This is a genomic window from Pseudomonas sp. UBA7500 (genome assembly GCF_002478435.1).
GTDB classification, from domain to species: domain Bacteria; phylum Pseudomonadota; class Gammaproteobacteria; order Pseudomonadales; family Pseudomonadaceae; genus Aquipseudomonas; species Aquipseudomonas palmensis.
Genome location: NZ_DLNW01000028.1, coordinates 1 through 24,547, shown reverse-complemented (window position 1 = coordinate 24,547; position 24,547 = coordinate 1). Strand labels below are relative to the sequence as shown.

The 24,547-nt window shown below is 65.9% G+C and carries 21 protein-coding genes; 6 read left to right on the top strand and 15 right to left on the bottom strand.

Translation table 11 applies throughout. The features are described from left to right. Positions 1 to 66 precede the first annotated feature (66 nt). Together B4I46_RS13215 and B4I46_RS13210 are read right to left on the bottom strand one after the other, a co-directional pair. A complete protein-coding gene (locus tag B4I46_RS13215; protein ID WP_043863234.1) occupies positions 67 to 3,132 on the bottom strand; it encodes an efflux RND transporter permease subunit in 3,066 nt (1,021 codons plus the stop codon). 6 nt (positions 3,133 to 3,138) lie between these two features. Next, entirely contained in the window at positions 3,139 to 4,239 is a 1,101-nt protein-coding gene (locus tag B4I46_RS13210; RefSeq protein ID WP_043863233.1) for an efflux RND transporter periplasmic adaptor subunit, read from the bottom strand. A 280-nt stretch (positions 4,240 to 4,519) separates the two neighbouring features. On the opposite strand from B4I46_RS13210, the gene B4I46_RS13205 reads away from it, so the two are divergent. Continuing rightward, positions 4,520 to 5,155, top strand: a complete 636-nt coding sequence (locus B4I46_RS13205) for a TetR/AcrR family transcriptional regulator (protein WP_043863232.1) — start codon at positions 4,520 to 4,522, stop codon at positions 5,153 to 5,155. On the opposite strand, the gene B4I46_RS13200 is transcribed toward B4I46_RS13205, so the two are convergent. Then, positions 5,156 to 5,935 (bottom strand): class I SAM-dependent methyltransferase, encoded by a 780-nt coding sequence (locus B4I46_RS13200; protein ID WP_043863231.1) that lies wholly within the window; start codon positions 5,933 to 5,935, stop codon positions 5,156 to 5,158. Between the two features lie 99 nt (positions 5,936 to 6,034). Between B4I46_RS13200 and B4I46_RS13195 the strand changes: the two genes are divergently transcribed. Next, on the top strand, positions 6,035 to 6,655 hold the full coding sequence (locus tag B4I46_RS13195) for a hypothetical protein (RefSeq protein ID WP_043863230.1): 621 nt from the start codon (positions 6,035 to 6,037) through the stop codon (positions 6,653 to 6,655). On the opposite strand, the gene B4I46_RS13190 is transcribed toward B4I46_RS13195, so the two are convergent. The 7 genes from B4I46_RS13190 to ppc form a co-directional block, all read right to left on the bottom strand. Beyond that, positions 6,652 to 7,341: an extensin family protein gene (locus B4I46_RS13190; protein ID WP_104571834.1), complete on the bottom strand. Its 690-nt coding sequence runs from the start codon at positions 7,339 to 7,341 to the stop codon at positions 6,652 to 6,654. The genes B4I46_RS13195 and B4I46_RS13190 overlap by 4 nt on opposite strands. Before the next feature lie 6 nt (positions 7,342 to 7,347). After that, the gene (locus B4I46_RS13185; protein WP_043863228.1) at positions 7,348 to 8,178 is read right to left on the bottom strand and encodes an isocitrate lyase/PEP mutase family protein; all 831 of its coding nucleotides are present in this window, start codon (positions 8,176 to 8,178) and stop codon (positions 7,348 to 7,350) included. A gap of 33 nt (positions 8,179 to 8,211) precedes the next feature. Beyond that, entirely contained in the window at positions 8,212 to 9,075 is an 864-nt protein-coding gene (locus B4I46_RS13180; protein WP_104571835.1) for a DUF72 domain-containing protein, read from the bottom strand. 3 nt (positions 9,076 to 9,078) lie between these two features. Further along, the gene (locus B4I46_RS13175; protein WP_043863226.1) at positions 9,079 to 9,372 is read right to left on the bottom strand and encodes a hypothetical protein; all 294 of its coding nucleotides are present in this window, start codon (positions 9,370 to 9,372) and stop codon (positions 9,079 to 9,081) included. Between the two features lie 127 nt (positions 9,373 to 9,499). Next, a complete protein-coding gene (gene tsaB / locus B4I46_RS13170) occupies positions 9,500 to 10,174 on the bottom strand; it encodes a tRNA (adenosine(37)-N6)-threonylcarbamoyltransferase complex dimerization subunit type 1 TsaB (protein ID WP_286900592.1) in 675 nt (224 codons plus the stop codon). An 88-nt stretch (positions 10,175 to 10,262) separates the two neighbouring features. After that, positions 10,263 to 10,913, bottom strand: a complete 651-nt coding sequence (gene adk, locus B4I46_RS13165; protein ID WP_043863224.1) for an adenylate kinase — start codon at positions 10,911 to 10,913, stop codon at positions 10,263 to 10,265. A 267-nt stretch (positions 10,914 to 11,180) separates the two neighbouring features. Beyond that, positions 11,181 to 13,808, bottom strand: coding sequence for a phosphoenolpyruvate carboxylase (gene ppc / locus B4I46_RS13160; RefSeq protein WP_286900590.1), 2,628 nt, complete (start codon positions 13,806 to 13,808; stop codon positions 11,181 to 11,183). 144 nt (positions 13,809 to 13,952) lie between these two features. Here ppc and B4I46_RS13155 point away from each other — a divergent pair, with 144 nt between their 5' ends. The 4 genes from B4I46_RS13155 (at position 13,953) to B4I46_RS13140 (ending at position 20,644) form a co-directional block, all read left to right on the top strand. Beyond that, entirely contained in the window at positions 13,953 to 14,297 is a 345-nt protein-coding gene (locus B4I46_RS13155; protein ID WP_043863222.1) for a hypothetical protein, read from the top strand. Between the two features lie 373 nt (positions 14,298 to 14,670). Then, entirely contained in the window at positions 14,671 to 15,084 is a 414-nt protein-coding gene (locus B4I46_RS13150; RefSeq protein ID WP_043863221.1) for a DUF4398 domain-containing protein, read from the top strand. A 52-nt stretch (positions 15,085 to 15,136) separates the two neighbouring features. After that, positions 15,137 to 15,925, top strand: coding sequence for an OmpA family protein (locus B4I46_RS13145; protein ID WP_043863220.1), 789 nt, complete (start codon positions 15,137 to 15,139; stop codon positions 15,923 to 15,925). A gap of 138 nt (positions 15,926 to 16,063) precedes the next feature. Next, the gene (locus B4I46_RS13140; RefSeq protein WP_286900587.1) at positions 16,064 to 20,644 is read left to right on the top strand and encodes an NEL-type E3 ubiquitin ligase domain-containing protein; all 4,581 of its coding nucleotides are present in this window, start codon (positions 16,064 to 16,066) and stop codon (positions 20,642 to 20,644) included. Positions 20,645 to 20,692: 48 nt separating this feature from the next. Here the strand turns inward: B4I46_RS13140 and B4I46_RS13135 are convergent, their stop codons facing one another. Genes B4I46_RS13135 through B4I46_RS13115 form a run of 5 tightly spaced genes read right to left on the bottom strand, consistent with a single transcriptional unit; the run spans position 20,693 to position 24,487 of the window. Next, entirely contained in the window at positions 20,693 to 21,022 is a 330-nt protein-coding gene (locus B4I46_RS13135) for a hypothetical protein (protein WP_043863218.1), read from the bottom strand. Continuing rightward, positions 21,019 to 21,936, bottom strand: coding sequence for an alpha/beta hydrolase (locus B4I46_RS13130; RefSeq protein WP_058541471.1), 918 nt, complete (start codon positions 21,934 to 21,936; stop codon positions 21,019 to 21,021). Before B4I46_RS13130 ends, B4I46_RS13135 begins: the two co-directional genes overlap by 4 nt. Continuing rightward, on the bottom strand, positions 21,908 to 23,185 hold the full coding sequence (locus tag B4I46_RS13125) for a flavohemoglobin expression-modulating QEGLA motif protein (protein WP_088514554.1): 1,278 nt from the start codon (positions 23,183 to 23,185) through the stop codon (positions 21,908 to 21,910). The genes B4I46_RS13130 and B4I46_RS13125 overlap by 29 nt, the downstream gene beginning before the upstream one ends. Positions 23,186 to 23,209: 24 nt before the next feature. Next, entirely contained in the window at positions 23,210 to 23,755 is a 546-nt protein-coding gene (locus B4I46_RS13120; RefSeq protein ID WP_078480082.1) for a hypothetical protein, read from the bottom strand. Between the two features lie 27 nt (positions 23,756 to 23,782). Further along, complete coding sequence (locus B4I46_RS13115) at positions 23,783 to 24,487, bottom strand: TetR/AcrR family transcriptional regulator (protein ID WP_043863214.1); 705 nt, start codon at positions 24,485 to 24,487, stop codon at positions 23,783 to 23,785. Positions 24,488 to 24,547 lie beyond the last annotated feature (60 nt).

Sequence of the window (24,547 nt, the reverse complement as noted above, 5' to 3'; positions counted from 1 at the left end):
GCAAGGCCGGCTCCTACAGGATGCGCAGTGCCCCCGTAGAAGCCGGCCTTGCCGGCGAACGCCTTCTCAGGGCTTGCGCACCTTGAACCACGCCGCATACAGCGCCGGCAGGAACAGCAGCGTCAACGCCGTGGCCACGATCAGCCCGCCCATGATCGCCACCGCCATCGGCCCGAAGAACACGCTGCGCGACAGCGGAATCATCGCCAGCACCGCCGCCAGCGCGGTCAGCACGATCGGCCGGAAGCGCCGCACCGTGGCCTCGATGATCGCCTGCCAACGGTCCAGCCCGGCCGCGATGTCCTGCTCGATCTGGTCCACCAGAATCACCGAGTTGCGCATGATCATCCCCGACAGCGCAATGGTGCCCAGCATCGCCACGAAGCCGAACGGCTGGCGGAACACCATCAGGAACAGCACCACCCCGATCAGCCCCAATGGCGCGGTGAGGAACACCATCACCGTGCGCGAGAAGCTGCGCAACTGCACCATCAGCAAGCTCAACACCACCACGATGAACAGTGGCACCCCGGCATTCACCGAGTTCTGCCCGCGGGTCGAGTCCTCCACCGTACCGCCCACTTCCAGCAGGTAGCCATCCGGCAGCTCGGCACGCACCGGCTCCAGGGTCGGCAGTATCTGCTTGACCAGGGTCGCCGGCTGCTCCTTGCCATAGATGTCGGCACGTACCGTCACCGTCGGCAGGCGATTACGGTGCCAGATGATGCCTTCCTCGAAGCCGTACTCCAGCGTCGCCACCTGCGACAGCGCAACGCTGCGCCCATTCTCGGTGGGCACCGCCAGGCTCGACAGGTTGGTCAGCTCGGTGCGTTCCTGGCGCGTGCCGCGCAGCAGGATCTCGATCAGCTCGTTGTCTTCGCGGAACTGGCTGACCGACGAACCGGTCAGCGAGCTTTGCAGGAACTTGGCCAGGTGCGCGGTGCTGATCCCCAGGGCCCGGGCACGGTCCTGGTCGATACTCAGGTAGATCACCTTGCTCGGCTCTTCCCAGTCCAGGTGCACGTTCACCACATGCGGGTTCTCGCGCACCCGGGCCGCCACCTTGCGCGCCAGTGCACGCACCTCCTCGATGTGCTCGCCGGTGACCCGGAACTGCACCGGGTAGCCCACGGGCGGGCCGTTTTCCAGGCGCGTGACCCGCGAACGCAGGTCCGGGAACTGCTCGTTCAGGGTCTCGATCAGCCAGCTGCGCAGCGCCTCGCGCTCCTCGATGGTCTTGGCCAGCACCACGAACTGGGCGAAGCTGGTCGCCGGCAACTGCTGGTCCAGGGGCAGGTAGAAGCGCGGCGAGCCGGTGCCCACGTAGGCCACATAGTTGTCGATGCCGGCGCGCTCCTTGAGCAGGGCCTCCAGGCGCGTGACCTGCTCGGCGGTGTTGCTCAGCGAGGCGCCCTCGGCCAGCTTCAGGTCGACCATCAGCTCCAGCCGTCCGGAGGCCGGGAAGAACTGCTGGGGCACGAAGCGAAACGACAGCACGCTGAGCACGAACAGGCCCAGGGTCGCCACGATCACCGTCTTGCGGTGCGCCACGCACCAGCCCACCAGCCGCCGTACACGCTGGTAGAACGGCGTGCCATAGGGGTCGGTGGCGCCATCGGTGGTGCCGTGCTTGGCCGCGTGCAGCTTGGCCAGGTCTGGCAGCAGCCGCTCGCCCAGGTACGGCACGAACACCACGGCGGCGATCCACGAGGCAATCAGGGCAATGGTCACCACCTGGAAGATCGAGCGGGTGTACTCGCCCGTGCCCGACTGCGCCGTGGCAATCGGCAGAAAGCCCGCCGCGGTGATCAGGGTGCCGGTGAGCATCGGGAAGGCGGTGCTGGTCCAGGCGTAGCTGGCGGCCTTGAAGCGATCGAAGCCCTGCTCCATCTTGATCGCCATCATCTCCACCGCAATGATCGCGTCATCCACCAACAGCCCCAGCGCCAGCACCAGCGCCCCCAGGGAAATCTTGTGCAGGCCGATCCCGAGGTAATACATCGCGGCAAACGTCATCGCCAGCACCAGCGGAATCGCCAGCGCCACCACCAGGCCGGTGCGCATGCCCAGCGAGAAGAAGCTCACCAGCAGCACGATGGCCAGTGCTTCCACCAGCACCTGCACGAACTCGCCTACCCCGGTTTTCACGGCGGCCGGCTGGTCGGACACCTTGCGCAGCTGCATGCCGGCCGGCAGATTGGCCGAGATACGGGCAAACTCGACCTCAAGGGCCTTGCCCAGCACCAGGATGTCACCACCGGCCTTCATCGATACCGCCAGGCCGATGGCGTCTTCGCCCATGAAGCGCATGCGTGGCGCGGGCGGATCGTTGAAACCGCGGCGCACATCGGCCACATCGCTGATACGGAAGGTGCGCTCGCCCACCCGAATGGGGAACTGCTCGATCTGCTCCACCGTCTCGAAACGCCCGCTCACGCGCAGTTGTAGGCGCTCGCTGGGAGTTTCGAAAAAGCCTGCGGTGGTCACCGCATTCTGTTCCTCCAGCGCCTGCTGCACAGCTTCAAGCGGCAGGCCCAGGGTCGCCAGCTTGAGGTTCGACAGCTCGATCCAGATCTTCTCGTCCTGCAGGCCGAGCAGCTCGACCTTGCCCACATCCTTTACCCGTTGCAGCTGGATCTGCACGCGGTCGGCGTAGTCCTTGAGCACCGCGTAGTCGAAGCCTTCACCGGTCAGTGCATAGATATTGCCGAACGTGGTGCCGAACTCGTCGTTGAAGAACGGCCCCTGGATACCCGGCGGCAAGGTGTGGCGAATGTCCGCGACCTTCTTGCGGATCTGGTACCACAGCTCGGGAACATCCTTGGAATGCATCGAGTCGCGGGCCATGAAAGTGACCTGGGACTCACCAGGGCGCGAGAACGAGACGATCTTCTCGTACTCGCCTGTCTCCATCAGCTTCTTCTCGATGCGTTCGGTGACCTGGCGCGAGACTTCCTCGGCGCTCGCCCCCGGCCAGTTGGTCTTGATCACCATGGCCTTGAAGGTGAACGGCGGGTCTTCGCTCTGGCCCAGCTTGGTATACGAAAGCGTGCCGACCAGGGCCAGCAGCACCATCAGGAACAGCACGATCTGGCGATTGCGCAGCGCCCAGGCGGAAAGGTTGAAACCCATCGGGACTTACTCCTTGGCCGCCAGATTCACCACGCGATTGGACCGGTCCACCGGTCGTATCTGCTGCCCCTCGTGCAGCACATGGCCGCCAGCCGCCACCACCCAATCGGTGGGCTTGAGGCCTTCGAGCACCGGCACGCTGGCCTGGCCGTAGGCGCCAACCCGCACCACGGTGCGCTTGAGCGTATTGTCAGGCTCCACCCGCCACACGTAGGTCTGGCCGTTCTCGGCGCTCAGGGCCGACAGCGGCACCGCCAGCGGCACCTGCTCGGCGTGCTGGATGAACACCCGTGCGCTCTGCCCCAGTTCTGCGGGTACCTTGCCGGCCGCGAACGCGATGCGCGCAGCGAAGGTACGTGAACGGGGGTCGGCGGCCGGCGACAGCTCGCGGATGCGACCCTCGAAGCGCGTATCCGGTTGCGACCACAGCTCCACCGACACCGGCTGGCCGACCTTGAAGCGCCCGAAGTTCTGCTCCGGCAGGCTGATCAGCACCTCGCGCTCGCCATCAGCGGCCAGGGTGAACACGGTCTGCCCGGCAGCCACCACCTGGCCCACCTCGACCTGACGCTTGGCCACCACCCCGTCCTGTGGCGCGCGCAGCACCGAATAGCCGGCCTGGTTGCCGGCCACATCGAATTCTGCGCGCACCTGGTTGGCTCGCGCCAGGCCTGCGCGGTACAGGTTTTCGGCGTTGTCGAACTGCGAGCGGCTGACCATCTGGCGTTCCAGCAGGGTCTGGTAGCGGTCGCGCTCGGCCTTGACCAGGCTCAGGTTGGCCTGGGCCGCTGCCATCTGCGCGCGGCTGGCCTCCAGCTGCAGGCGCACGTCCTGCGGGTCGAGCTCGGCCAATGGCTGGTCGGCCTTGACCCGCTGGCCCTCCTCCACCAGGCGCTTGCTGACCTTGCCGGGAATACGAAACGCCAACTCCGGCTCGAGCCGGGCGCGCACTTCGCCGGGGTAGCTGTCGACCGCCGCCGTGGACAGCTGCGGCTGCACCACCATGGCCGGGCGCAGGGTGCTTGGCGGGGGACTCTCCTGCCCGCAGCCGCTCAGCAGCAAGGCAAGGGTAAGCGGGAATGCAAGGGGCAAGGCATGGCGCAACATGATCGAGAACCTTCCGTGAGTAGCGCATCTAATATTTATACCGGCGGGTATAGTAAATCAGCGCAACGGCGCCGGGAAGCGATTGTCGGACAGAAATTTCAGGGTCGTCGCACGCACCGAACTGACACCTGGACCTGCCGCTTGGGCCCTCCGTGGAGCCGAAATAGCCACTTCCACCCGCCATCACTGGCGCTGATAGGCGTTCAAAGCGCAGATTGCAGCCCCCAGGCGGTGACCACGGTGTACCCTGTACCCCTTAACGAACCTGTACGTGTCATTCATGCCAAACGAAACCAGCGCCCCCAACGGCCCCGGCCGGCCCAAGGACCTCGCCAAGCGCCAGGCCATCCTCGAGGCGGCCAAAGCCCTGTTTCTCACCCACGGTTACGCCAACACCAGCATGGATGCGGTCGCGAATGCGGCAGGGGTTTCGAAACTGACGGTCTACAGCCACTTCAACGACAAGGAGACACTGTTCTCCTCGGCGATCGTGGCCACCTGCACGGCCCAGTTGCCCGAACTGTTCTTCGAACTGACCGAAGGCACGTCGGTGGAGCAGGTCCTGCTGAACATCGGGCGCGGCTTCCAGGCGCTGATCAACAGCGATCAATCGGTCAAGCTCAGCCGCCTGATCATGGCCCTGGGCACCCAGGACCCCAAGCTCAGCCAGATCTTCTTCGAAGCCGGCCCGTTGCGCGTGCTGCGCGAGATGGAGGCACTGCTGCAGCGCGTCGACCAGCATGGTCTGCTGCGTATCGAGCAGCCGGCCAGGGCGGCCGAGCACTTCTTCTGCCTGCTCAAGGGGGCGCCGAACTATCGCCTGCTGCTCGGCTACTCCCCGGCGCTGGACGCCGAGGCTGCCGAGGCACATGTGCAGGACGTGGTGGCGGTGTTTTTACGGGCCTACCGCCCCTAGTCAGGGCTTGAGGGCTTTCTTGGGGTAGATGTCGTAGCGGCTCGACTTGCCTTCCAGGCTATGGCTGGGCTTGGGCCCGTCGATGATCGGCGCCTTGCGCGGGCGTTTGACCACCACCCGGTGGCTGGCCAGGGCCAGGGCGGCCTCCAGCAGTGCCGGGGCATCCAGGTCATCGCCCACCAGCGGGCGGAACACGCGCATCTCCTTTTTCACCAGGGCGCTCTTGTCGCGGTGCGGGAACATCGGATCGAGGTAGATCACCTGCGGCGGTTCGCCCTGCCAGTCGCGCATGCGCTCGATGGAGTTGCCTGCCAGCAGCTGCATGCGGGCCACGATGGGCCCCACCTCGGCATCCGCTGCCGCACGCGCCAGGCCATCCTCGAGCAGCGCCGCCACCAGCGGCTGGCGCTCGATCAGTTGCATCTGGCAGCCCAGGCTGGCCAGCACGAAGGCGTCCTTGCCCAGCCCTGCCGTGGCATCCAGCACCCGTGGACGCACGCCCTGAGCGATGCCGACCGCCTTGGCGATCATCTGCCCGCTGCCCCCGCCGAACACCCGACGATGGGCCGCCGCGCCCTCGACGAAATCCACCCGCACCGGGCCCGGTGCCTGCGGGCCCAACTGCTGGATCTGCAGGCCGGTCTCGCCCACCTGCACGGCAAAGGCCGCCGACGCATCCTGCAGCGGCAAGCCCAGGCGCACCGCCCAGTGCTCGGCCTGTGCCTGATACTCGGCAGCCAACGCCTCGACCCGGATACCGCCGTCCGCCAGTTGCTCCACCGCTCACCTTCCCCACACAAAAAAATTAAATGATTGCCGGCCTGTGCCGATAACCGCAGTAATCGCTATTTTGCCAGACCCGGACAGCCTTCGACTGCCATGTCAGACATTCTTCAGCTCCCTTCCGGTTATTTGTCGCCCGTCGGCGACTTTGCCCGGCACAACACCCAGACCCTCGGCGGCGTCAGCCACCTGTGGCAGGACTTCTTTGCCCAGGCGTTGGCAGAGCAGCAGGGTGAAGGTGCGCAGGAAGGTCAGCTGGCGGTCCCCGAGGTCGACACCGTCACCGGCGAACCGATTGCCGGCAGCCAGACCCTGGCGCAGATCCACAGCCAGCGCCTGTGCGACGTGCACGACACCATCGTCGCCCCGCCCGAGCCGCTGTTCCTGCCGATTGCCGAATTCGAACTGGACCTGCTGGACAAGCCTGCGCCGCCATTCAGCGCGCTGGAACTGGTGGAGCAGCAGCGCCAGCTGGACATCAGCAACAACTGGGTGCGCCCGGTGGTGATGAGCCAGGGTCATCCGCTGCCGCAGCCAGGCCCGGCGCCGCAACCCTACCCGCTGCACCTGCCGATCGCGGAGCTGGAAGCCAGCCTGCTCGACCCGGCGCCGGAGCCGTTCGACCAGGCCACGCTGCTCAAGCAGCAGTCGGAGCTGGAGTTCGACCTCAGCTGGGCCCGTCCGGTGGTACTGAACAACGTGCGCATCGCCGCCTAACGGCAGATCTGCCAGAAGCCCATATCCAGGTGGAAGTGGTTGCGGTGGGCAGCGTTGTAGTCAGGCCCCAGCACCGTGTTGAAACTGTCGCAGCCGCCAGCCTGCACCTCGCGTAGAAACTTTGCCTTCACCCCCTCACCCGGCCAGTCGCGCAGCACCTCGATGCGCTGCCCATCGGCCAGCCTGAACCCGGCGATGTCGAGCGCATTGGCGCTGGCATGCTGGCTGCGCCGCCCTTCCTTGCGCCCGTACATATTGCGACAGGCAAAACTGCCCAGGTGATCGACCTGCACCACCGCCTGGCCGAATGCACGCTGCGCGGCCGGTTGCAGGCCGTGGCGCTCGAACAGCGCGAAGGCCACCGCCACCGGGCAACTGGCCAGAAAACTGCTGCTCAGGCGCACGCCCGAGCCCTGCACCCGCACCACGTTGTGCAGCGGGCAGGCCACATCTGGCGCGCTGTCGGCCTGCTTGCTGTAGCGCAGCGTCGAGGTGGCCAGGGCCTGTTCGCAAAGCCTGGGGTCATCCTGCAGGCGGCTCAGCTTGTAGGGGGTCAGCAGGTTCGGGGGCGCCTTGACGTCCAGCACCGCCCACGGGTTCCAGGCAGCCGGCAGGCGCCAGCCCTGTTGCCAGGCCACCAACCCCGCAGCCATCGCTATCACCAGGAAAATGCCCACTCCCCGCATGGACGATCAGCGCCTGAACAACTGGTTGAGCTGGTCGAACGGCAGCGCCTGTTCGGCATAGTCGAAGCGGCCCTGCTGCTGGATCCGTTCGGCGGCGTGGAAGAATGCGCCGTAGGCCGCACGCGCCAGCGACGAGCCGACGCTGATGCGCTTGACCCCGAGCGCCTGCAGGTCGCTTACGCTCAGGTCCACCCCGCTCAGCCCCATCAGCACGTTGACCGGCCTGGGCGCCACGGCCTGCACCACCTGGCGAATCTCCTCGGCGCTGCGCAAGCCCGGCGCGTACAGCACATCGGCACCGGCCTCGGCAAAGGCCTGCAGGCGCTTGATGGTGTCGTCCAGGTCCAGGCGCCCGTGCAGCAGGTTTTCGGCGCGGGCACACAGGGTGAACGGGAACTCCAGGCTGCGCGCCGCCGCAACGGCTGCCTCGACGCGCTCCACTGCCTGATGAAAGCCATAGATCGGCTCTTGCGGGTTGCCGCTGGCATCCTCGATGGAGCCGCCTACAAGCCCCACAGCGGCGGCCTGCAGGATGGCCTCGGCGCAGCCCTTGGGCGTATCGCTGAAGCCGTTCTCGAGGTCTGCAGCCACCGGCAGAGCGGTGGCATCGACGATGCTGCGCGCGTTGCCCAGGGTTTCCTCCAGGCTCATGGCGCCTTCGGCATCGGGGCGCCCCAGCGAGAACGCCAGGCCGGCGCTGGTGGTGGCCAGCGCCTCGAAGCCGAGGCTGGCCAGCAGCTTGGCCGAGCCTGCATCCCAGGGGTTGGGGATGACAAAGGCGCCATCACGTTCATGCAGCGCCTTGAAGGCTTCGGCACGCAGGGTTTGCACATCCATGATCACGACTCCAGAGCAGGCGGTACGGGGCGGTCAGAGCAGGCCAAGCTGCTCGGCTGCGGGCGCCCTGTGCAGTTCAGGCAAGGCCGGCAAGCCGGGCAGGCGCTCCATCAGGCCCTGATGAAAACGCTGCGCCAGCGCGGCTGCCAGGCGGTTGTCGGCAGTATGCAGGAAAACGTACGGGGTGCGCCCCTCCTCGATCCAGGCCGCGACCTTGTCCAGCCACGGCAGCAGAAACGGCTCGTTGGCCGCCAGTTCCGGGTGGCCGATGAAGCGCACCTGCGGGCTCTGGCTGAAGGCGGCAGGGCGTGGCGGCACCCGCGGTTTCTTGGACTGGGCATGCAGCACGCCCGGATCGCGCGAGGTGCAACTGAACAGGGCACGCGGGTCCAGGCAGATGCGTTCGACGCCGCGATCGAGCAACAGCCGATTGAGCAGACGTTCCTCCTCACCCTTGGCGAAGAAGGCCTTGTTGCGCACCTCCACCGCCAGCGGCACGTCCACCTCGTCGATGAACGCCACCAGCTCGCCCAGGCGTGCCGGACCGAAGCTGGCAGGCAGCTGCAACCAGTAGGGCGCCACACGGGCGCCCAGCGGCTTGAGCAGGTTGATGAAGGTTTGCGCGGCCACGCATTGCTGACGCAGGTCGTCTGCATGACTGATGTCGCCGGGGAACTTGGCGGTGAAGCGAAAGTGCGCGGGCATGATCTGCGCCCAGCGTTCGAGGGTGGCGGGCGCGGGGCGCGCATAGAATGTGGTGTTGCCCTCCACCGCATTGAACACCTGGCAGTAGAGGCCGAGAAAGTCGCTGGGTCTGGCGTCGGCGGGGTATAGGTACTCGCGCCAGGCGTTTTCACTCCAGGACGGGCAACCGAGAAAGTAAGGTAAAGGCGTCATGCCTCAAATGTACAGGTCCAACCCCAGCACTTCCATCTCCCAGTCCACGAAGCCGGCAGTGGTCAGGTAGCTGGCCAGGGCCTGGGCGGTGCGCTTGTTGCGCGCCCGCGGGAAGATCATGTCCTGCTGGCGCACCGGCAGGCCGCTGCGGCTGGCGCCGCCTGCAGCACCTGATGGCGACGGCTGCGCCTCGAACTCGCCCGGCAGGTCTTCGTCCACGTCCTCTTCGCGCACCGGCGGCTTGCGCAGCGGGCGCTTGATCGGATAGGACTGGGAAGAGAAGCCGTCGACACGCATGAACGATTACTCAGGAGCAATGATGGCAATTTAGCGGCACCTGAGAGACTTCGCAAATGCCCGACTGATAACTGGACCACATATCGAGCAAAAGGTTTATGCGCAACGGCGATAGACGACCAGCGGTTTACCGCGCCTTGGGCGTGGCCACCTTGTCGCGCAGGTACACCGGTTGGGCGAGATCGGGCGCAATACCTTCGCCCCGGTCCCAGGCGAACCGCGCCAGGGTCAGCAGGTCGAGGGCGTGGGGCAGCATGCCGGCGTCCTGGCCACTGACGGCCACCGGCAGGCGCTCGGCGTAGCCCCAGCCGGTACCGGCACCGAACCAGTCGCCGGCCGCGCCCGGCGGCAGGCTGACCTGTTCGGGGGCCAGCACCGCCTCGCTGCCCAGCAGGCGCATTTCGCCGGCCTGCTGCTGGTAGCAGCCCCAGTACACCTCGTCCATGCGCGCATCGATCGCCGCCGCCACCTGCTCGGCGCCGTGCTCGCGCAACGCGCGCTGGCCCAGCAGCGCCAGGTTGGACACCGGCAGCACCGGGCACTCGAGGGCGAACGCCAGGCCCTGCACCACGCCGATGGCGATCCTCACCCCGGTAAAGGCGCCGGGGCCGCGGCCGAAGGCAATCGCATCGACGGCCGACAGGGCGATGCCCGCTTCGGCCAGCATCGTCTGGATCATCGGCAGCAGCTTCTGCGCGTGCAGGCGCGGGATCACCTCATAGTGGCTGAGCACCTTGCCGTCATGCAGCAGGGCAACGGAGCAGGCTTCAGTGGCGGTATCCAGGGCCAGCAAGGTGGTCATCGGGGGTTCCAGGGGGCAAGAAAAAAGAACGGCATTATAAACAACAACGGCCCGCAAGCGGGCCGTTGTGTGCACATCCGAGCAGTGATCAGCTCAGAGCGGCCAGCACCTTGGCGGTGATGGCATCGACCGAGCCCACGCCTTCGATGTGGCTGTACTTGGGCTTGCCACCGTTGGCAGCCGACAGCTTCTGGTAGAAGTCCACCAGCGGCTTGGTCTGCTCGTGGTAGACCGACAGGCGATGACGCACGGTTTCTTCGGTGTCGTCCTTGCGCTGGATCAGCGGCTCGCCGGTCTCGTCGTCCTTGCCTTCAACCTTCGGCGGGTTGTAGACCACGTGGTACACGCGACCCGAACCTTCGTGCACGCGGCGGCCGGCGATACGCTGGACGATCTCTTCGTCGGCAACGGCGATCTCGACCACGGCATCCAGCTCGACGCCGGCGCTCACCAGGGCTTCAGCCTGGGGAATGGTGCGCGGGAAACCGTCGAACAGGAAACCCTTGGCGCAGTCGGCCTGAGCGATGCGGTCCTTGACCAGGTTGATGATCAGCTCGTCGGACACCAGCTTGCCGGCGTCCATGATCGCCTTGGCTTCCAGACCCAGCGGGGTGCCGGCCTTGACCGCGGCACGCAGCATGTCGCCGGTGGAAATCTGGGGAATACCGAACTTCTCGGTGATGAACTTTGCCTGAGTACCTTTACCGGCCCCGGGAGCTCCCAGCAGAATTACGCGCATCTTGTGCTCCTCAATTTTTTATAAGCAAATCAATGGATTCGCCACTCAGGGCCAATCCCAAGAATCGGGTGATGACCGCAAATCGGTCAAAAGGCTGCTCAAGATACACAGCGCACCCGGACCACACAAGCGGTCGAAAGTCGGAAAAAAATACTGCGTGAGGCCCGTTCGTGCCCGGGTTGCGCCCGGCGCAACCGGGGGCGAAACCGCTTCGCCCGGGTGCTCGGGGCGCGCGCCGGGCACTGGCGCGCCACCCCTGCCCCGCCCTCAACCGGTGTTGCGCAGACCTGCCGCAATACCCGCCACAGTCACCAGCAGCGCCTGTTCCAAGGGGCTGTCCAGAGCGGCTTCGCGTGCACGCGAGCGTGCCAGCAGCTCGGCCTGCAATAGATGCAGCGGGTCCAGATAGGTGTTGCGCAGACGGATGAATTCCAGGGTGTCAGGGCTGTGCGCCAGTAGCACCGGCTGCCCCGTGAGACCCAGCACCACCTGGCACGCCTGCGACAATAGGTCGCGCAGATGTGCACCCAAAGGTCGCAGTTGCGGTTGCACCAGACGTTCGTCGTAGAAGCGCGCGATGTCGGCGTCGGCCTTGGCCAGCACCATCTCGAGCATGTCGATGCGGGTGCGGAAGAACGGCCACTGTTCGCGCATCTCGGCCAGCAGTTCGCCCTGGCCACGGGCCAGCGCGTTGTTCAGCGCCGCCTCCCAGCCCAGCCAGGCGGGCAGCATCAGGCGCGTCTGGGTCCAGCCGAAGATCCACGGGATCGCCCGCAGGCTCTCGATGCCGCCCGCGCGCCGCTTGGCCGGGCGACTGCCCAGTGGCAGGCGGCCGAGTTCCTGTTCCGGGGTGGACTGACGGAAGTACTCGACGAACTCGGGGTTGTCGCGCACCACGCCACGGTAGGCCTTCACGCCGTCGGCGGCCAGCTGGTCCATCAGTTCGCGCCAGGCCGGTTGCGGCGGCGGTGGCGGCAGCAGGGTCGCCTCCAGCACCGCAGCCAGGTACAGGTTGAGGTTCTGCTCGGCGATGTCCGGCAGGCCGAACTTGAAGCGGATCATCTCGCCCTGCTCGGTGGTACGGAAGCGCCCCGCCACCGAGCCCGGCGGCTGCGACAGGATCGCCGCATGCGCCGGGCCGCCACCACGCCCCACGGTGCCGCCGCGACCGTGGAACAGCAGCAGTTCGACCTGTTCTTCACGGCAGATGCGCACCAGGGTTTCCTGGGCACGATACTGCGCCCAGGCCGCCGCAGTGGTGCCGGCATCCTTGGCCGAATCGGAATAGCCGATCATCACCTCCTGCGGCCCGTGCAGGCTGGCGCGATAGCCCGGCAGGCCGAGCAGGCGTTCCATCACCGGGCCGGCGTTGTCCAGGTCGGCCAGGGTTTCGAACAGCGGCACCACGCGCATCGGCCGGCGCACGCCGGCTTCCTTGAGCAGCAGTTGCACGGCCAGCACGTCGGAAGCGGCGCCGGCCAGCGAGATCACGTAGGAACCCAGCGAAGCGGCAGGTGCGGCGGCCACCTCGCGGCAGGTGGCGAGCACCTCGGCGGTATCGGCCTGGGGCTTGAAGTCGCCAGGCAGCAGCGGCCGGCGGTTGCTCAGCTCCTGCTGCAGGAAGCGGATACGCGCGTCTTCATCCCAGTCGGCGTAGCGCCCCAGGCCCAGGTACTCGGTGATCTCGCTGAGTGCGTCGGCGTGCCGGGCGGCGTCCTGGCGCACGTCCAGGCGCACCAGAAACAGCCCGAAGGTAACGGCCCTGCGCAGGCAGTCGAGCAGCGGGCCATCGGCGATCACGCCCATGCCGCACGCGTGCAGCGATTCGAAGCACAGCAACAGCGGCTCGAACAGGTCGCGGTTGTCGTGCAGTACCTCGGCGGGGGCCGGCTGCGGGCTGGCCAGCGAGCTCTGGGCCCAGGCCCGCGTCACCCGCAGGCGATCACGCAGTTGCTTGAGCAGGGTGCGGTAAGGCTCGGCCGAATCACCGACCTTGGCGCGCAACGCCTCGCTGGCCTGCTGCATCGAAAGTTCGGCGGCCAACGAATCGATGTCGCGCAAAAACAGGTCGGCGGCCATCCAGCGCGCCAGTAGCAGTACTTCGCGGGTGACCTTGGCAGTGACATTGGGGTTGCCGTCACGGTCGCCGCCCATCCACGAGGCGAAGCGGATCGGCGCAGCCTCCAGCGGCAGGCGCAGGCCGGTGGCCTCGTGCAGCGCCTTGTCAGCCTTGCGCAGGTGATGCGGGATGGCGTGCCAGAGCGAGTGCTCGATCACCGCGAAGCCCCATTTGGCTTCGTCCACCGGGGTCGGCCGGGTACGGCGGATCTCTTCGGTGTGCCAGGCCTCGGCGATCAGCCGTTGCAGACGCTGGCGCACCTGGTCGCGTTCGGCGGGGGTCAGGTCGCGGTGGTCCTGGGCGGCCAGTTGCGCGGCGATGGCGTCGTACTTCTGGATCAGCGTACGGCGCGCGACTTCGGTCGGGTGGGCGGTCAGCACCAGCTCGATGCTGAGCTTGCCCAGCTGGCGAGCCAGGGCGTCGTCGCTGTGCCCGGCGGCCTTTAGCCGGGCCAGCAGCTCGGGCAGCACGCGCGACTCGAACGGCGCGGGCTGGTCGGCATCACGACGGCGAATCAGCTGGTACTGCTCGGCGATGTTGGCCAGGTTGAGGAACTGGTTGAAGGCCCGCGCCACCGGCAGCAGTTCGTCTTCGGCAAGGTCGTTCAGGGTCGAACTCAGCTGCTCGGCACTGCCGCTGCGGTCGGCCTTGGCGCTGCGACGTATGTCTTCGATCTTTTGCAGAAAGGCTTCGCCGTACTGCTCGCGCACGGTGTCGCCCAACAACTCGCCCAACAGGTGAACATCTTCTCGCAAGCGCACATCGATATCGGTCATCAGCCTTGCCTCCGCATCCTGGGAAAACAGCTCTGGGTCCAGAGTGCCCCGTCGAGGTTGGGCTTTCAAGCCGGGTGGGCGATGCAACCAAACTATGTGCGGTGGCGATGCTCTAACGAACACATCCACCTGTGGGAGGCCACCATGAAGATCCGTGATTTAGCCGAGCATTGGGAACACAGCGCCAAGGGCCCGTTGAGCGCCACCGGCCACGTCCTGCACCTGGACGTCGAAGCGGCGGCGCGCCTGGCGGCGCTGAGCGAAATGTACCCCAAGCGCCGGCCCGAAGAGTTGCTGGGCGAATTGCTCGGCGCGGCGCTGGAGGAGCTTGAGGCGAGCTTTCCGTATGTGAAGGGCCAGCAGGTGATCGCCACCGACGAGGAAGACAATCCGCTCTACGAAGACGTCGGCCCCACCCCTCGGTTTCTGGCGTTGTCACGCCGTTACCTGCGCGACATGAGTGAGCGCAAGGACGGGCCGGCGCACTAGTGATCCGCTGGCCGGCTGCGGGCTGCGCTGTGGAGCGCCACAGCCCGCAGGCCTCTGCAACGGGCCGTGCAGCCGCCTCGAGAACTCCGCATTCAAGACCCTTTGATGGCCCGAACCACAAACCCCGTCTATACCCATACAGGCACGCGTACTACGCACGCGCTGCAAAGTTCCCCCGAAAACCTACTGACCGATCAGTCAGATAAAAACACGATAAGGCGAGACTTTTTTCTGAACTATTCAAAAAACGCTTCGGTCACAGCCAATAGCCATTACGGCAAAACCCCTAAGCTACGGGCATATCGTGTTCCCCAGGCTGACGGGCCATGCCGATGGATTGTTACGGAATTCGTTGTTCATCAGGAGTGATCCAATGGAGTTGACCACCATGAAGACCCGCACCGAAAAAACCTCCTTCACCCAACTGCGCGGGCTCAAGCTGGCTGCGCTGGCATTGGGCAGCAGCCTGGTTCTGGCCGGCTGCGCAGGCAATCCGCCAACCGAGCAGTACGCCGTAACGCAGTCAGCGGTGAACTCCGCCGTCAGCGCGGGCGGTACCGAGTTCGCGGCGGTGGAAATGAAGGCGGCTCAGGACAAGCTCAAACAAGCTGAAATCGCCATGCATGACAAGAAGTACGACGAGGCCAAGCGCCTGGCCGAACAGGCCGAATGGGACGCTCGCGTCGCCGAGCGCAAAGCCCAGGCGGCCAAGGCCGAAAAAGCGGTGCAGGACGCCAACCAGGGCGTGCAGGACCTGCGTGAGGAAGGCATGCGCAGCGTGCAGTAAGCCGCTCGCCTCACCGACCCATGCATTCGTAATCGATAAAGGATGACCCACTATGCGTAAACACGTGATGATCCCCGCCCTTCTGGCCTTGAGCGTTGGTCTGGCTGCCTGCTCCACGCCGCCTAACCCGAACCTGGAATCCGCCCGCACCAACTTCTCCGCCCTGCAGAGCAACCCGCAGGCGAGCAAGGTCGCGGCTCTGGAAACCAAGGACGCGCAAGACTGGCTGAACAAGGCCGACCAGGCCTACATGAACAAGGAAGACGAGAAGAAAGTCGACCAGCTCGCCTACCTGACCAACCAGCGCGTGGAAGTGGCCAAGCAGACCATCGCCCTGCGTGACGCCGAGAACAACCTGAAAAGTGCTGCCGCCAAACGCGCCCAGGCCCGCCTGGATGCCCGTGATGCGCAAATCAAGCAGTTGCAGAACAGCCTCAACGCCAAGCAGACCGAACGCGGCACCCTGGTGACCTTCGGCGACGTGCTGTTCGACTTCGACAAGGCCAACCTGAAAAGCAGCGCCCTGCCGAACATCACCACCCTGGCGCAGTTCCTCCAGGAAAACCCTGACCGCAAGGTGATCGTCGAGGGCTACACCGACAGCAAGGGCTCTGCCAGCTACAACCAGTCGCTGTCCGAGCGTCGCGCCAACGCGGTTCGCACCGCACTGGTACGTGCCGGCGTAGACCCATCGCGCATCGTGGCCCAGGGCTACGGCAAGGAGTTCCCGGTGGCTGACAACTCCAGCAACTCGGGCCGTGCGCAGAACCGTCGCGTGGAGGTCACCATCTCCAACGACAACCAGCCGGTAGCGCCACGCTCGGTAAGCAAAGCCTACTGACAGGCTGAGCAACCCGCAGAATCCCGCCTGTTACAGGGCGGGATTTTTTTTGCCTGCCCCTTGCGCAAATAACTACCACCGCCACCTGCCGGGCCTCTGGATCAATGCCACATTCCCCCTCCACCAGGACTGTGCACCATGCCCACTTCCAACACCGACGCGCAGGTGCGTCAATTCGATACCCTGTTCTCGCCGCTTGAAACCCAGGAGCAACCGGCCTGGCTGCAGCAGGCCAGCCCCGAGCAACGACGCCAGCTGCACCAGTACCAGGTACTGGGTCGACTGGCCCGACGGCGGGCAACGCAGGCATTCGCGCAGGTTCAGAGCCTGTACACCTACAACCTTCTGGACCTGTCTGCGAAGGACTTCGCCACCGTCACCGCACAGGTGTTCCATCGCGTGCAGCAGCGCAGGAGCCTGGACGAGGTCTACCTGACCTACCTGCAGGCCATGCTCCAGCGCCGTACGCTGCTTGACGCCAAGCAGGATGCCTACCTGGCGACCCTGCGCGAGGAATACAGCATCGCGCACATCCGGGGCCACCTGGGCAGACAAGGCAGGCAGTTGCTCGAGTGGATCATCGGCGCCTATCCGGACGGTTCGGTGGAGTTCCCACAACAGGGCCCGTACTTCGGCCCGGATGTAACGGTGTGCGCATCGCTCAGGCTGTTCGACGACCTGCTGGTGCCCGGCATCCTTCTGCTCGGCCCGCCGGTGGACGATGCCCCGTGCGTCGCGTACATGCCGGGCCACCCGCAGCACCCGCTGAAGCAGTACCCCTCGCGCACGCACTTCTTTTCCAACCTGCGTGGCGCGCTGGCGAGCACCGCCTTCCAGCAGTACTTTCTGCGCTTCATCCCCCTGCGTCACCAGCAGCGGGTGGTGAGCAGCTGGCAGGCCAGCGACGCGATGCTGGACCTGCCGATGGACACCAGCGCCCTGGACCAGGGGCTGCGCTGGTTCGTGCAGAAGCACATGATCGAGCGCCTGCTCGACGATGCGCGCCTGCTGATCCCGACCACACCGCAGCAGGCCGACAGCCTGAACACCCTGTGCACCCCGTTCGCCAGCGCTCTCGAAGCACATCTGCTGATCGGCGCCGGCGCGGGCCTGTGCTGCACCGAGGAAGACGAAGGCCAGGCACCTTCGCAGTGGGTCACACCGCTGCGTGTGATCAAGCCGGCACCCGCCGACTATCGGCGCTGGCTACCCGACCTGAGCAGTTACCGCCTTGACGCCGCCAGCTCCCCGACCGGGCAACCGGATGCCATGGGGCTCTACACCCAGGGCGTGCACAAGGCGATCATGATAAACCAGGCGTTCTACCGGGTGGAGCAGGCCCCCGAGGGCCACTGGCAGATACGCCACCCCACCGACAAGGATGCCTACTGCCCGCCTCTGTACCACAACGGTGCCGGAGCCTGGCACCATCGCCACGAGCAGCCCCAGCGCTGGGAACGCCTGTCGCTGCTGCGTCGCATGGGGCCGCTCGCGGCCGGCTTCGACGATGCGCGCCTGCTGGAGTTGGGGCGCGTCAGCGGGGCTGACAATTCAAGCCTGCGCCAGATGTACCTGCGCGACCGACCCGCGCCCGCGCTGCTGGTGCATGTGCTGCAGCGGGCACGCATTCAGGACCAGGTAGCGCGCAGCATGGCCCTGATCGCCCAGGGGCTGGCGGTACCCGAAATCGATGATGTGCCCCAGCTGCAGGCCTTCTACCAGGCCGTGGCCGTCTATCTGGGCAAGGAACCGGCATCGAGGCGAACCCGTCGCAGCGGCGATTCGACCCCTACCCCCGGCGACACCGCCACCCCCTGCACCACTGGCTGCAACCCGCCGCCGGCCGACCTGTACGATGCCTGGTCACCACGGCTCAATCGGGCGATCGCCTTGCACCGCTTCGAACTGGCACAACTGGATACCGATCATGCGGTGCTGGAGCTCCAGCAACGCTATCCGAACCTGCCACTGAGTGTCGCGCAACGACTGCTGGACGAAAACCGCCAGCGCATCTATGCCCCGCTGCAGGCGACCCCGCCGCTGCCCCTGCCTCTGGACGTGGCCGAGCAGGCGCGTGCCCTCGACCATGACGCGCGCCTGAGCAATGCTCTGGAGGGCTTTACCCAGCCGGCCTCGATCAACCAGGACACCTTCATCCTGGCCGTGCGCCTGCTCGAACACCTGGACCACTGGCCGGCCGGTACCGCGCTGCTGCTGCGCAGCGGCGCACGGTTCGGCACCCCGCTTGCAGCGCTGGGCCAGACCGATGTCGATACCACCTCGGTGTACCTGGATGAAGACGAGGGCTGGCACGCGATCAGCGCGACCCAGGTGCTGCTGGCCCAGGACACCAGCGAGTTCGGGTTCTACCGCGCATTGCTGCATGCACTGGGCGAGTCGCGCAGCGCCCGCCTGGGCTTCGGACTCAACGAGCCGCAGCGCCTGCACCAGCGCCTGATGGAAATGGCGCTGGCGCGCCCCACCCGCGCCCGTCTGCTGCTGGGCCTGCCGGTGCAAAGAAGCTGGTTGACCACCACCGCCAATGCCCCGACCCAACGCAGTCCCAGCCGTGGCGAGCAGAACATGTTCAATCGCGAACCACTGCATACCCGCCTCGAACGCCTGATCAGCCACCATCGGCTGCCCATTGCGCGCCGCTACGTCAATGCCTACATCGCCCATCTGCTCAGCCAGAACCAGCCCATCGGCGCGCACGTGACACAGCTGGAACAGGAGCGCCTGCAACTCGATGGCAGCCTGGACCGGTGGGTCGAGCAAAGTGCCGATGCCACTGCCCGCGCCGAGCGCACAGAGGTGGCGCAGCAGCTGGTGCGGGCCTGGGAATGCCGCATTCTGCGTCGGCGGGACGAGGTTCGCATCGACAGCCAGCAGGCGTTGCCACCGTTGTCGGTGACGTTGCCGGCAGTGGTGGCGCTGAGGGTCCTGGATACACCGCGCATCGACGGCCTGGCAGCTTTCGTGCAGCGCTTTCCGAACCTGTACAGGCTGGAACTGGTCAACCTGCCGCTGACCGAGCTGCCGCAAGGTCTGGAGAACCTGCGCCGGCTCAGTCACCTGAACCTGTCGCGTACCCAACTGACCCCGACTCGCCTGGCCGAACTGGGCACCCTGAGCGGCTTGCAGACCTTGATCCTGAACGACATTGACGTGCCCGACTTCAGCTGGACGGCCCAGCACATGACCCGTCTGCTGACCCGCGACTCGCTGCGCATTCTGACCCTGCAGGGCTCGAGCGCGCGCTTCGAACAGGGCGTTTTCGCCGCACTGCAGCAGGCAACGCACCTGCACACCCTGAACCTGGCGCAGAACCTCATCAGCTTGAGCGAACAGGACATCATCGATCTGGGTGGCCTGCAGCGCCTGGTCAGCCTCGACCTGTCCGCCAACCCGCTTTCACGCATGCCGGACGTGACCCGCCTGCAGGCCCTGGAAGAGCTCGACCTGTCGTACCTGGCCTCGCCCGTCGACCAGTGGCCCACGGGCCTTGAGCGACTGCCCCGGGTGCACAGCGCCGACCTGCGCGGGCTGGCCATTACCAGTGTGCCCGAAGGGGCCGGCCTTGTACGCGGCCTGCGCATGGCATACGAGTACCTGCCCGAATCACAGCGCCAGCGGTTCGAGGACGACATGATCGCCACGGGCAACACGCTGCAGGACTCCGATGCATCCAGCGCCGGGAGCTCCGACTCGCAGGGCTCCACCGACGTCGAACCGGCCTCGGTGCGCCACGCCACGGCACTGCGCGACGCACCGCGCCTGTTCGAAGGCATGTCCGCTGACGATCAGGCACGGGCCCGGCAATTGCTCGAAGACAACGGCTCGGCGGTGATCGAGTTCTTCGCCTTGCTGCTGCGCCAAGACCGCCTGCACGCCTTGCCGCCAAGGCACACGGCAATGCGCACGCGAATCCAGGCATTGATCCGGGGGGCTTTCGGCCAGGACCTGCGCAGAACCCTGTATGAGGTGGCGCTCGAGGCGGTGAGTTGCATCGACCGCGATGCGGTGGTGTTCTCGCAACTGGAAAACCTGCTGCACGCCGACCTGGCGCTGGCCAGCGTGGGCGATGCGGCAGCCGAGGGCGAACTGATCGACATGGCGATCAGCCATTGGCGCGCACTGCGCCTGCGCGAGCATGTCAGCGCCAACCTGCCGGGCTGGCGCCGCCTGGGGCACCAGATCGACTACAGCGAAATCGAACTGCACTTCAGGATAGCGTTGACCACGCGCCTGGGGCTGCGCGACCAGCCGGCCACCCAGGCCTTCACCGGCTACACCCGCTGGGTTACCCCGGCCATGCTCGATGAAGCCTGCGAGGCCGTGTTGCGCTCCCAGATGAGCCAGTTGCCCGACTACCTCTATGGGCAGGCCTACTGGCAGCGCTACCTGGATTTTGCCGCGTCACCGCAACTGGAGCAGGTCAACCGCTGGCGGGATCGAATCAGCGAATACCTGGACGCCGTCAGCAACGAAGAACTGCCGCCGCCCTTGAGCGAGGATGAACAGGCGCGCCTGCGCGACATCCTGCACCTGAGTGGTCGGCTGGGCCTGCACGAAGCGCTGCCGGACATGCTGTCGCTCAACAGCAGCGAATACCGCGCGGCCTACCAGGCCTTGATGAAACGGGTCGAACAGGCCCGCATGGAACTGACCAGGACCATTCTGCGCGAGCCGCGCCCGGGCCCTTCGTCACGTAGCTGACGCGTGCCCGGTACGCCGCAGGTGTTCACGCGGCGTACCGGGAACCGCTTACTGCTGGACCTGCTGGGGCGTCTCCTGCCCCATGCAGCGCACCGCCTGCTTGCGGTTGTCCACCAGCACGCCGGTCAGGCCCTTCTGTTCGGTGTCGAACAGCACCAGCACGCCATCGATGCACTGCGCCACCTGCGCCGCCGGCTTGAGCGAGATCTTGTAGTCCTCCCCCGGCACCGTCTTGAGCATGGTGTAGTCGGCCAGCAACAGTGCATCCTGGGGCTTGGCGAAATGCAGGTAGCCGTAGTACCAGAGCACGCCCACCGTACCGATGATGCTGCAGATACCGGTAATGATCAGAGGGATGGCGTTGCGTTCTTCACTCATTGCGACTTCTCGTCAGGGTAATTGGGGACTTCGGCCAAGCGCCGCAGCCCGTTGAAATGCTCGGGGTCATCCAGAAAGCGCAGCATCACCTGGCGCCAGGTCTTGTCGGCGAAGGTCTGCACATGCCCGCCACGGGTCAGTTGCAGAACCCGCGGTGGCGGCGCGGCGCGGTACAGCGCCAGGCCGTTGGCCAACGGCACGATCGGGTCGTCGATGCTGTGGAAGAACAGCTTGGGCGGTGTGCTCAGCTGGTCGATCGACCCGATGGCGCTGTCGCCATCGGGTACCAGCCACGACAACGGCACCTGGAACGGCCAGGTCAGCCAGGAAGTGCTCAGGGCAAACTGGCCCACCTTGCGGTAGCTGGCCGGCACCCCGTCGAACACCAGGGCCTTGAAGCGCTGGCGCTGCTCGGGATGCTGCGCCAGGTAGTGAATGCCCATCGCCCCGCCCAGGCTCTGCCCCAGCAGCACCAGCGGCTTGCCCTGCACTTCGGGGGCCTGCTGCAGCCAGTCCAGCGCCGCGGCGATGTCCTGGTACACCGCCGGCAGGGTCGGTTCGCCCTGGGACACCCCGTACCCCCGGTAGTCCACCAGCAGCACCTGGTAGCCCTGCTCGGGCAGCCACCAGCTGGCGCCCAGATGCCAGGCCAGGTTGCCGCCATTGCCATGCAGGTGCAGTACCGTGCCCTTGACCGGCACCCCGGCCTTGGCCGGCAACCACCAGCCGTGCAGGCGCGTGCCGTCCTCGGTGGTCAGGCTCACGTCGCGGTAGGCCAGCCCGGCCTTCTCGGGCGTGAACGGCAGGCCACGCTCGGGGTAGAACAACAGCGAACTGCAGCCGGCCAGGCTCAGCAGCGCGGCCAGCAGGCCGACCCGCCAGTGCTCAGAGAATGTTCGAATAATCGGCTTCAATCCGGTCCAGGCTCAGGTGGTTGAGGAAGTTGGAAAAACACATCCAGGCCGACAGCGCGTTCAGGTCGCGGAACTGCTCGGGCAGGTACTTGGGTGGCTCCACCAGGCCTTCATCGACCAGTTGGCGCAGGGTGCGCATGTCTTCCAGGGTGGTCTTGCCGCAGAACAGCAACGGAATCTGCTCCAGCTTGCCCTTACGCACGGCCAACTGAATGTAGTTGTAAACCATGATGAAGCCCTTGAGGTAGGACAAGTCCTTGGTGAATGGCAGGCCATTGGGCACCGAGCCGCGGAACACGCGGCTGGCATTGCCATAGCTTTCGGCCATTTCAAACCCCTGGGCACGGAAGAACTCGTACACCTGCATGAAGTCCGCCCCCTGCTCGACCATGTGGATGGCGCGGGTGCGGTTGGTGAGCTTGCGCAGGCGGCTGGGGTAGGAGGCAAAGGCGATCACTTCCATCAGGATCGCCAGGCCTTCCTGGGTCACCGTCGACGAGGGCGGGCCCTTGGCCAGGAAGGTGCAGATCGGCTGGTTGAGGCCGTTGAGCGTGGTGCCCACGTGCACCAGCCCTTCATGCACCTCCAGCGCGCGCACGTCGCGGCTGTTGAACATCGCGTCGCTGCGGATCTTGATATAGTCGGCGCCCGCCGCCGCGTCGGCGACGATACCGTCGGACTCGAACACGCGGATGGTTTCCTCGGCCTCGCCGAACACCTTGTTCAGGCGGCCCTGGAGCAGCTCCACGGCCTGCTTGGCGGTGAGGTCCTTGGGTTCGTCCTTGAGGTCGCCGCGCCCGTCGATGTTGTTCAGGTAGTCCGAGAGCATCAGGCCCAGGTCGGCCAGGGTCGGGTCGCCGGCATGGAAGGCGTCGGAGGCGGCGCCGTAAAGCTCCTGGGAAATCAGGCCGAAGTCTTCGGTGCCGCGCGCCTCGAGCATGCGCACCACCATGCGGTATTCCTTGCACATGCGCCGCATGATCTGCCCGACCGGGTTGAACTGGCCGAGCTGGCGGGTGATGTCGCGCTCGATGTTCTGGAACTCGAGCTTCACCGCGCTGGAGTCGAACGACAAGGGCCTGCCCTGATAGTAGGCGCGGTCCACGGCCGGCATTTCCCGGCCCTTGGCCTTGAGGAAACCCTGGCGAATGCTGTCGTCCCATTTCACCGCATCGAGTACGCGAATGGGGGTTTGCGCCAGGACAATGCGATCAGACAGGGTGCGTATCGTCTGCTGGTACTCGTCCACCCGAAACTCCTTGTGTTGGCCAGCCTACTTGCCGGCCCGCTGAAAACGTGCGACTTCGATGAACAGGTCGGAGTTGGCCGGGTCGTCCAGGTAGGCCAGCACCCGCGCCGCCGGGCTGTCGATGAGCACGCCCTGGCCGTTTTCCTCCGGTATCTCGATGGCGCGACCGCTCAGTTCCTTGTTCTTCAGGGCCTGGTTGATCTGCTCGACATCCAGGTTGTAGATCACCAGTTGCTTGTTGTCGATCACCTCGAACCCGCCGATCAGGAAGTTGCCCCCCAGGCGCTTGGGCACGGCGGCCGAGAGGTACCAGCGGTTGCCATGGCGGGCCACGGTGAAGGCGTAGGTTTCAGGCTTCTTGCCCTTGGCGGTGGCCACCGCCTTGTAGGCGTTGTCGCCCCTGCGGCTGATCTGCAACGTCAGCGGCTCGCCCCAGGCGTCCTTGCTGGTCCATTTGCCGAGCAGGGCCTTGGGCGCCGGCTGGTTGGTCGGGATCGGCTCGTTGAACGTCACCAGGCAACCACTCAACAGCACAAACGACAGGGCCAACAGCACACGCCAGGCTTTCATCCGATACTCCTTGAATTAGGTAGAGCCTCAGGCCGATGCCAGCACCAGATGCAGGTATCGGGTAAGGATAGCGAGCATCTGCGCTTCGGCCTGGGGTTGTGCAGCATCGAGCAGGCCCTGATATTCCATCTGCTCGATGATGGCCGTCAACACTATGGCATCTTGCTGTGGCTGGCGCGAACCCACCACCTGCAACAGCTGGCAGGTGCCGCGCAGCAGGATCTGCGCATGCAGGCGCACCAGTTCGGCCAGCCGCGGGCACAGCAGCGCTTCCTGGCGAAACGCCTGCTCGGCCATCAGAAAGTCGCGGCGGTTGTGCAACTGGCGCTGCACGTACTCGGCGCCCATCTTCGCCACTTCGTCGGCCAGCTGCGCGCGGGCGCCGGGGCTGCCGTCGCCCTTGGCGATCAGCTGGCGCAACAGCACCTCGGTGTTTTCCCACAGCTTGGCCATGTAGGCCGCGCTGCGTTCGACATACTGGGCGAAGGTGTCGGTGAGCAGGTCTTCGATGTCCTTGAAATAGTAGGTGGTGGCCGATAGCGGCACACCGGCCTCGGCGGCCACCGCACGGTGGCGCACGCCGCGCACGCCATCGCGCACGATGATGCGCATGGCCGCGTCGAGGATCTGCTGACGGCGCTGCTCGCTGCCCTGGCGGCTGGCCTTGCGCCCCTGGTACTGAACACTTTCGGCTACCGCTGTGGCCACGCCAGCAGCACCTTGTTGAGCCATTGCAGTCGTCACTGGGGTCTACCTCGTTGAATGCTGACTGATCGATCAGCTTGTCGCAGA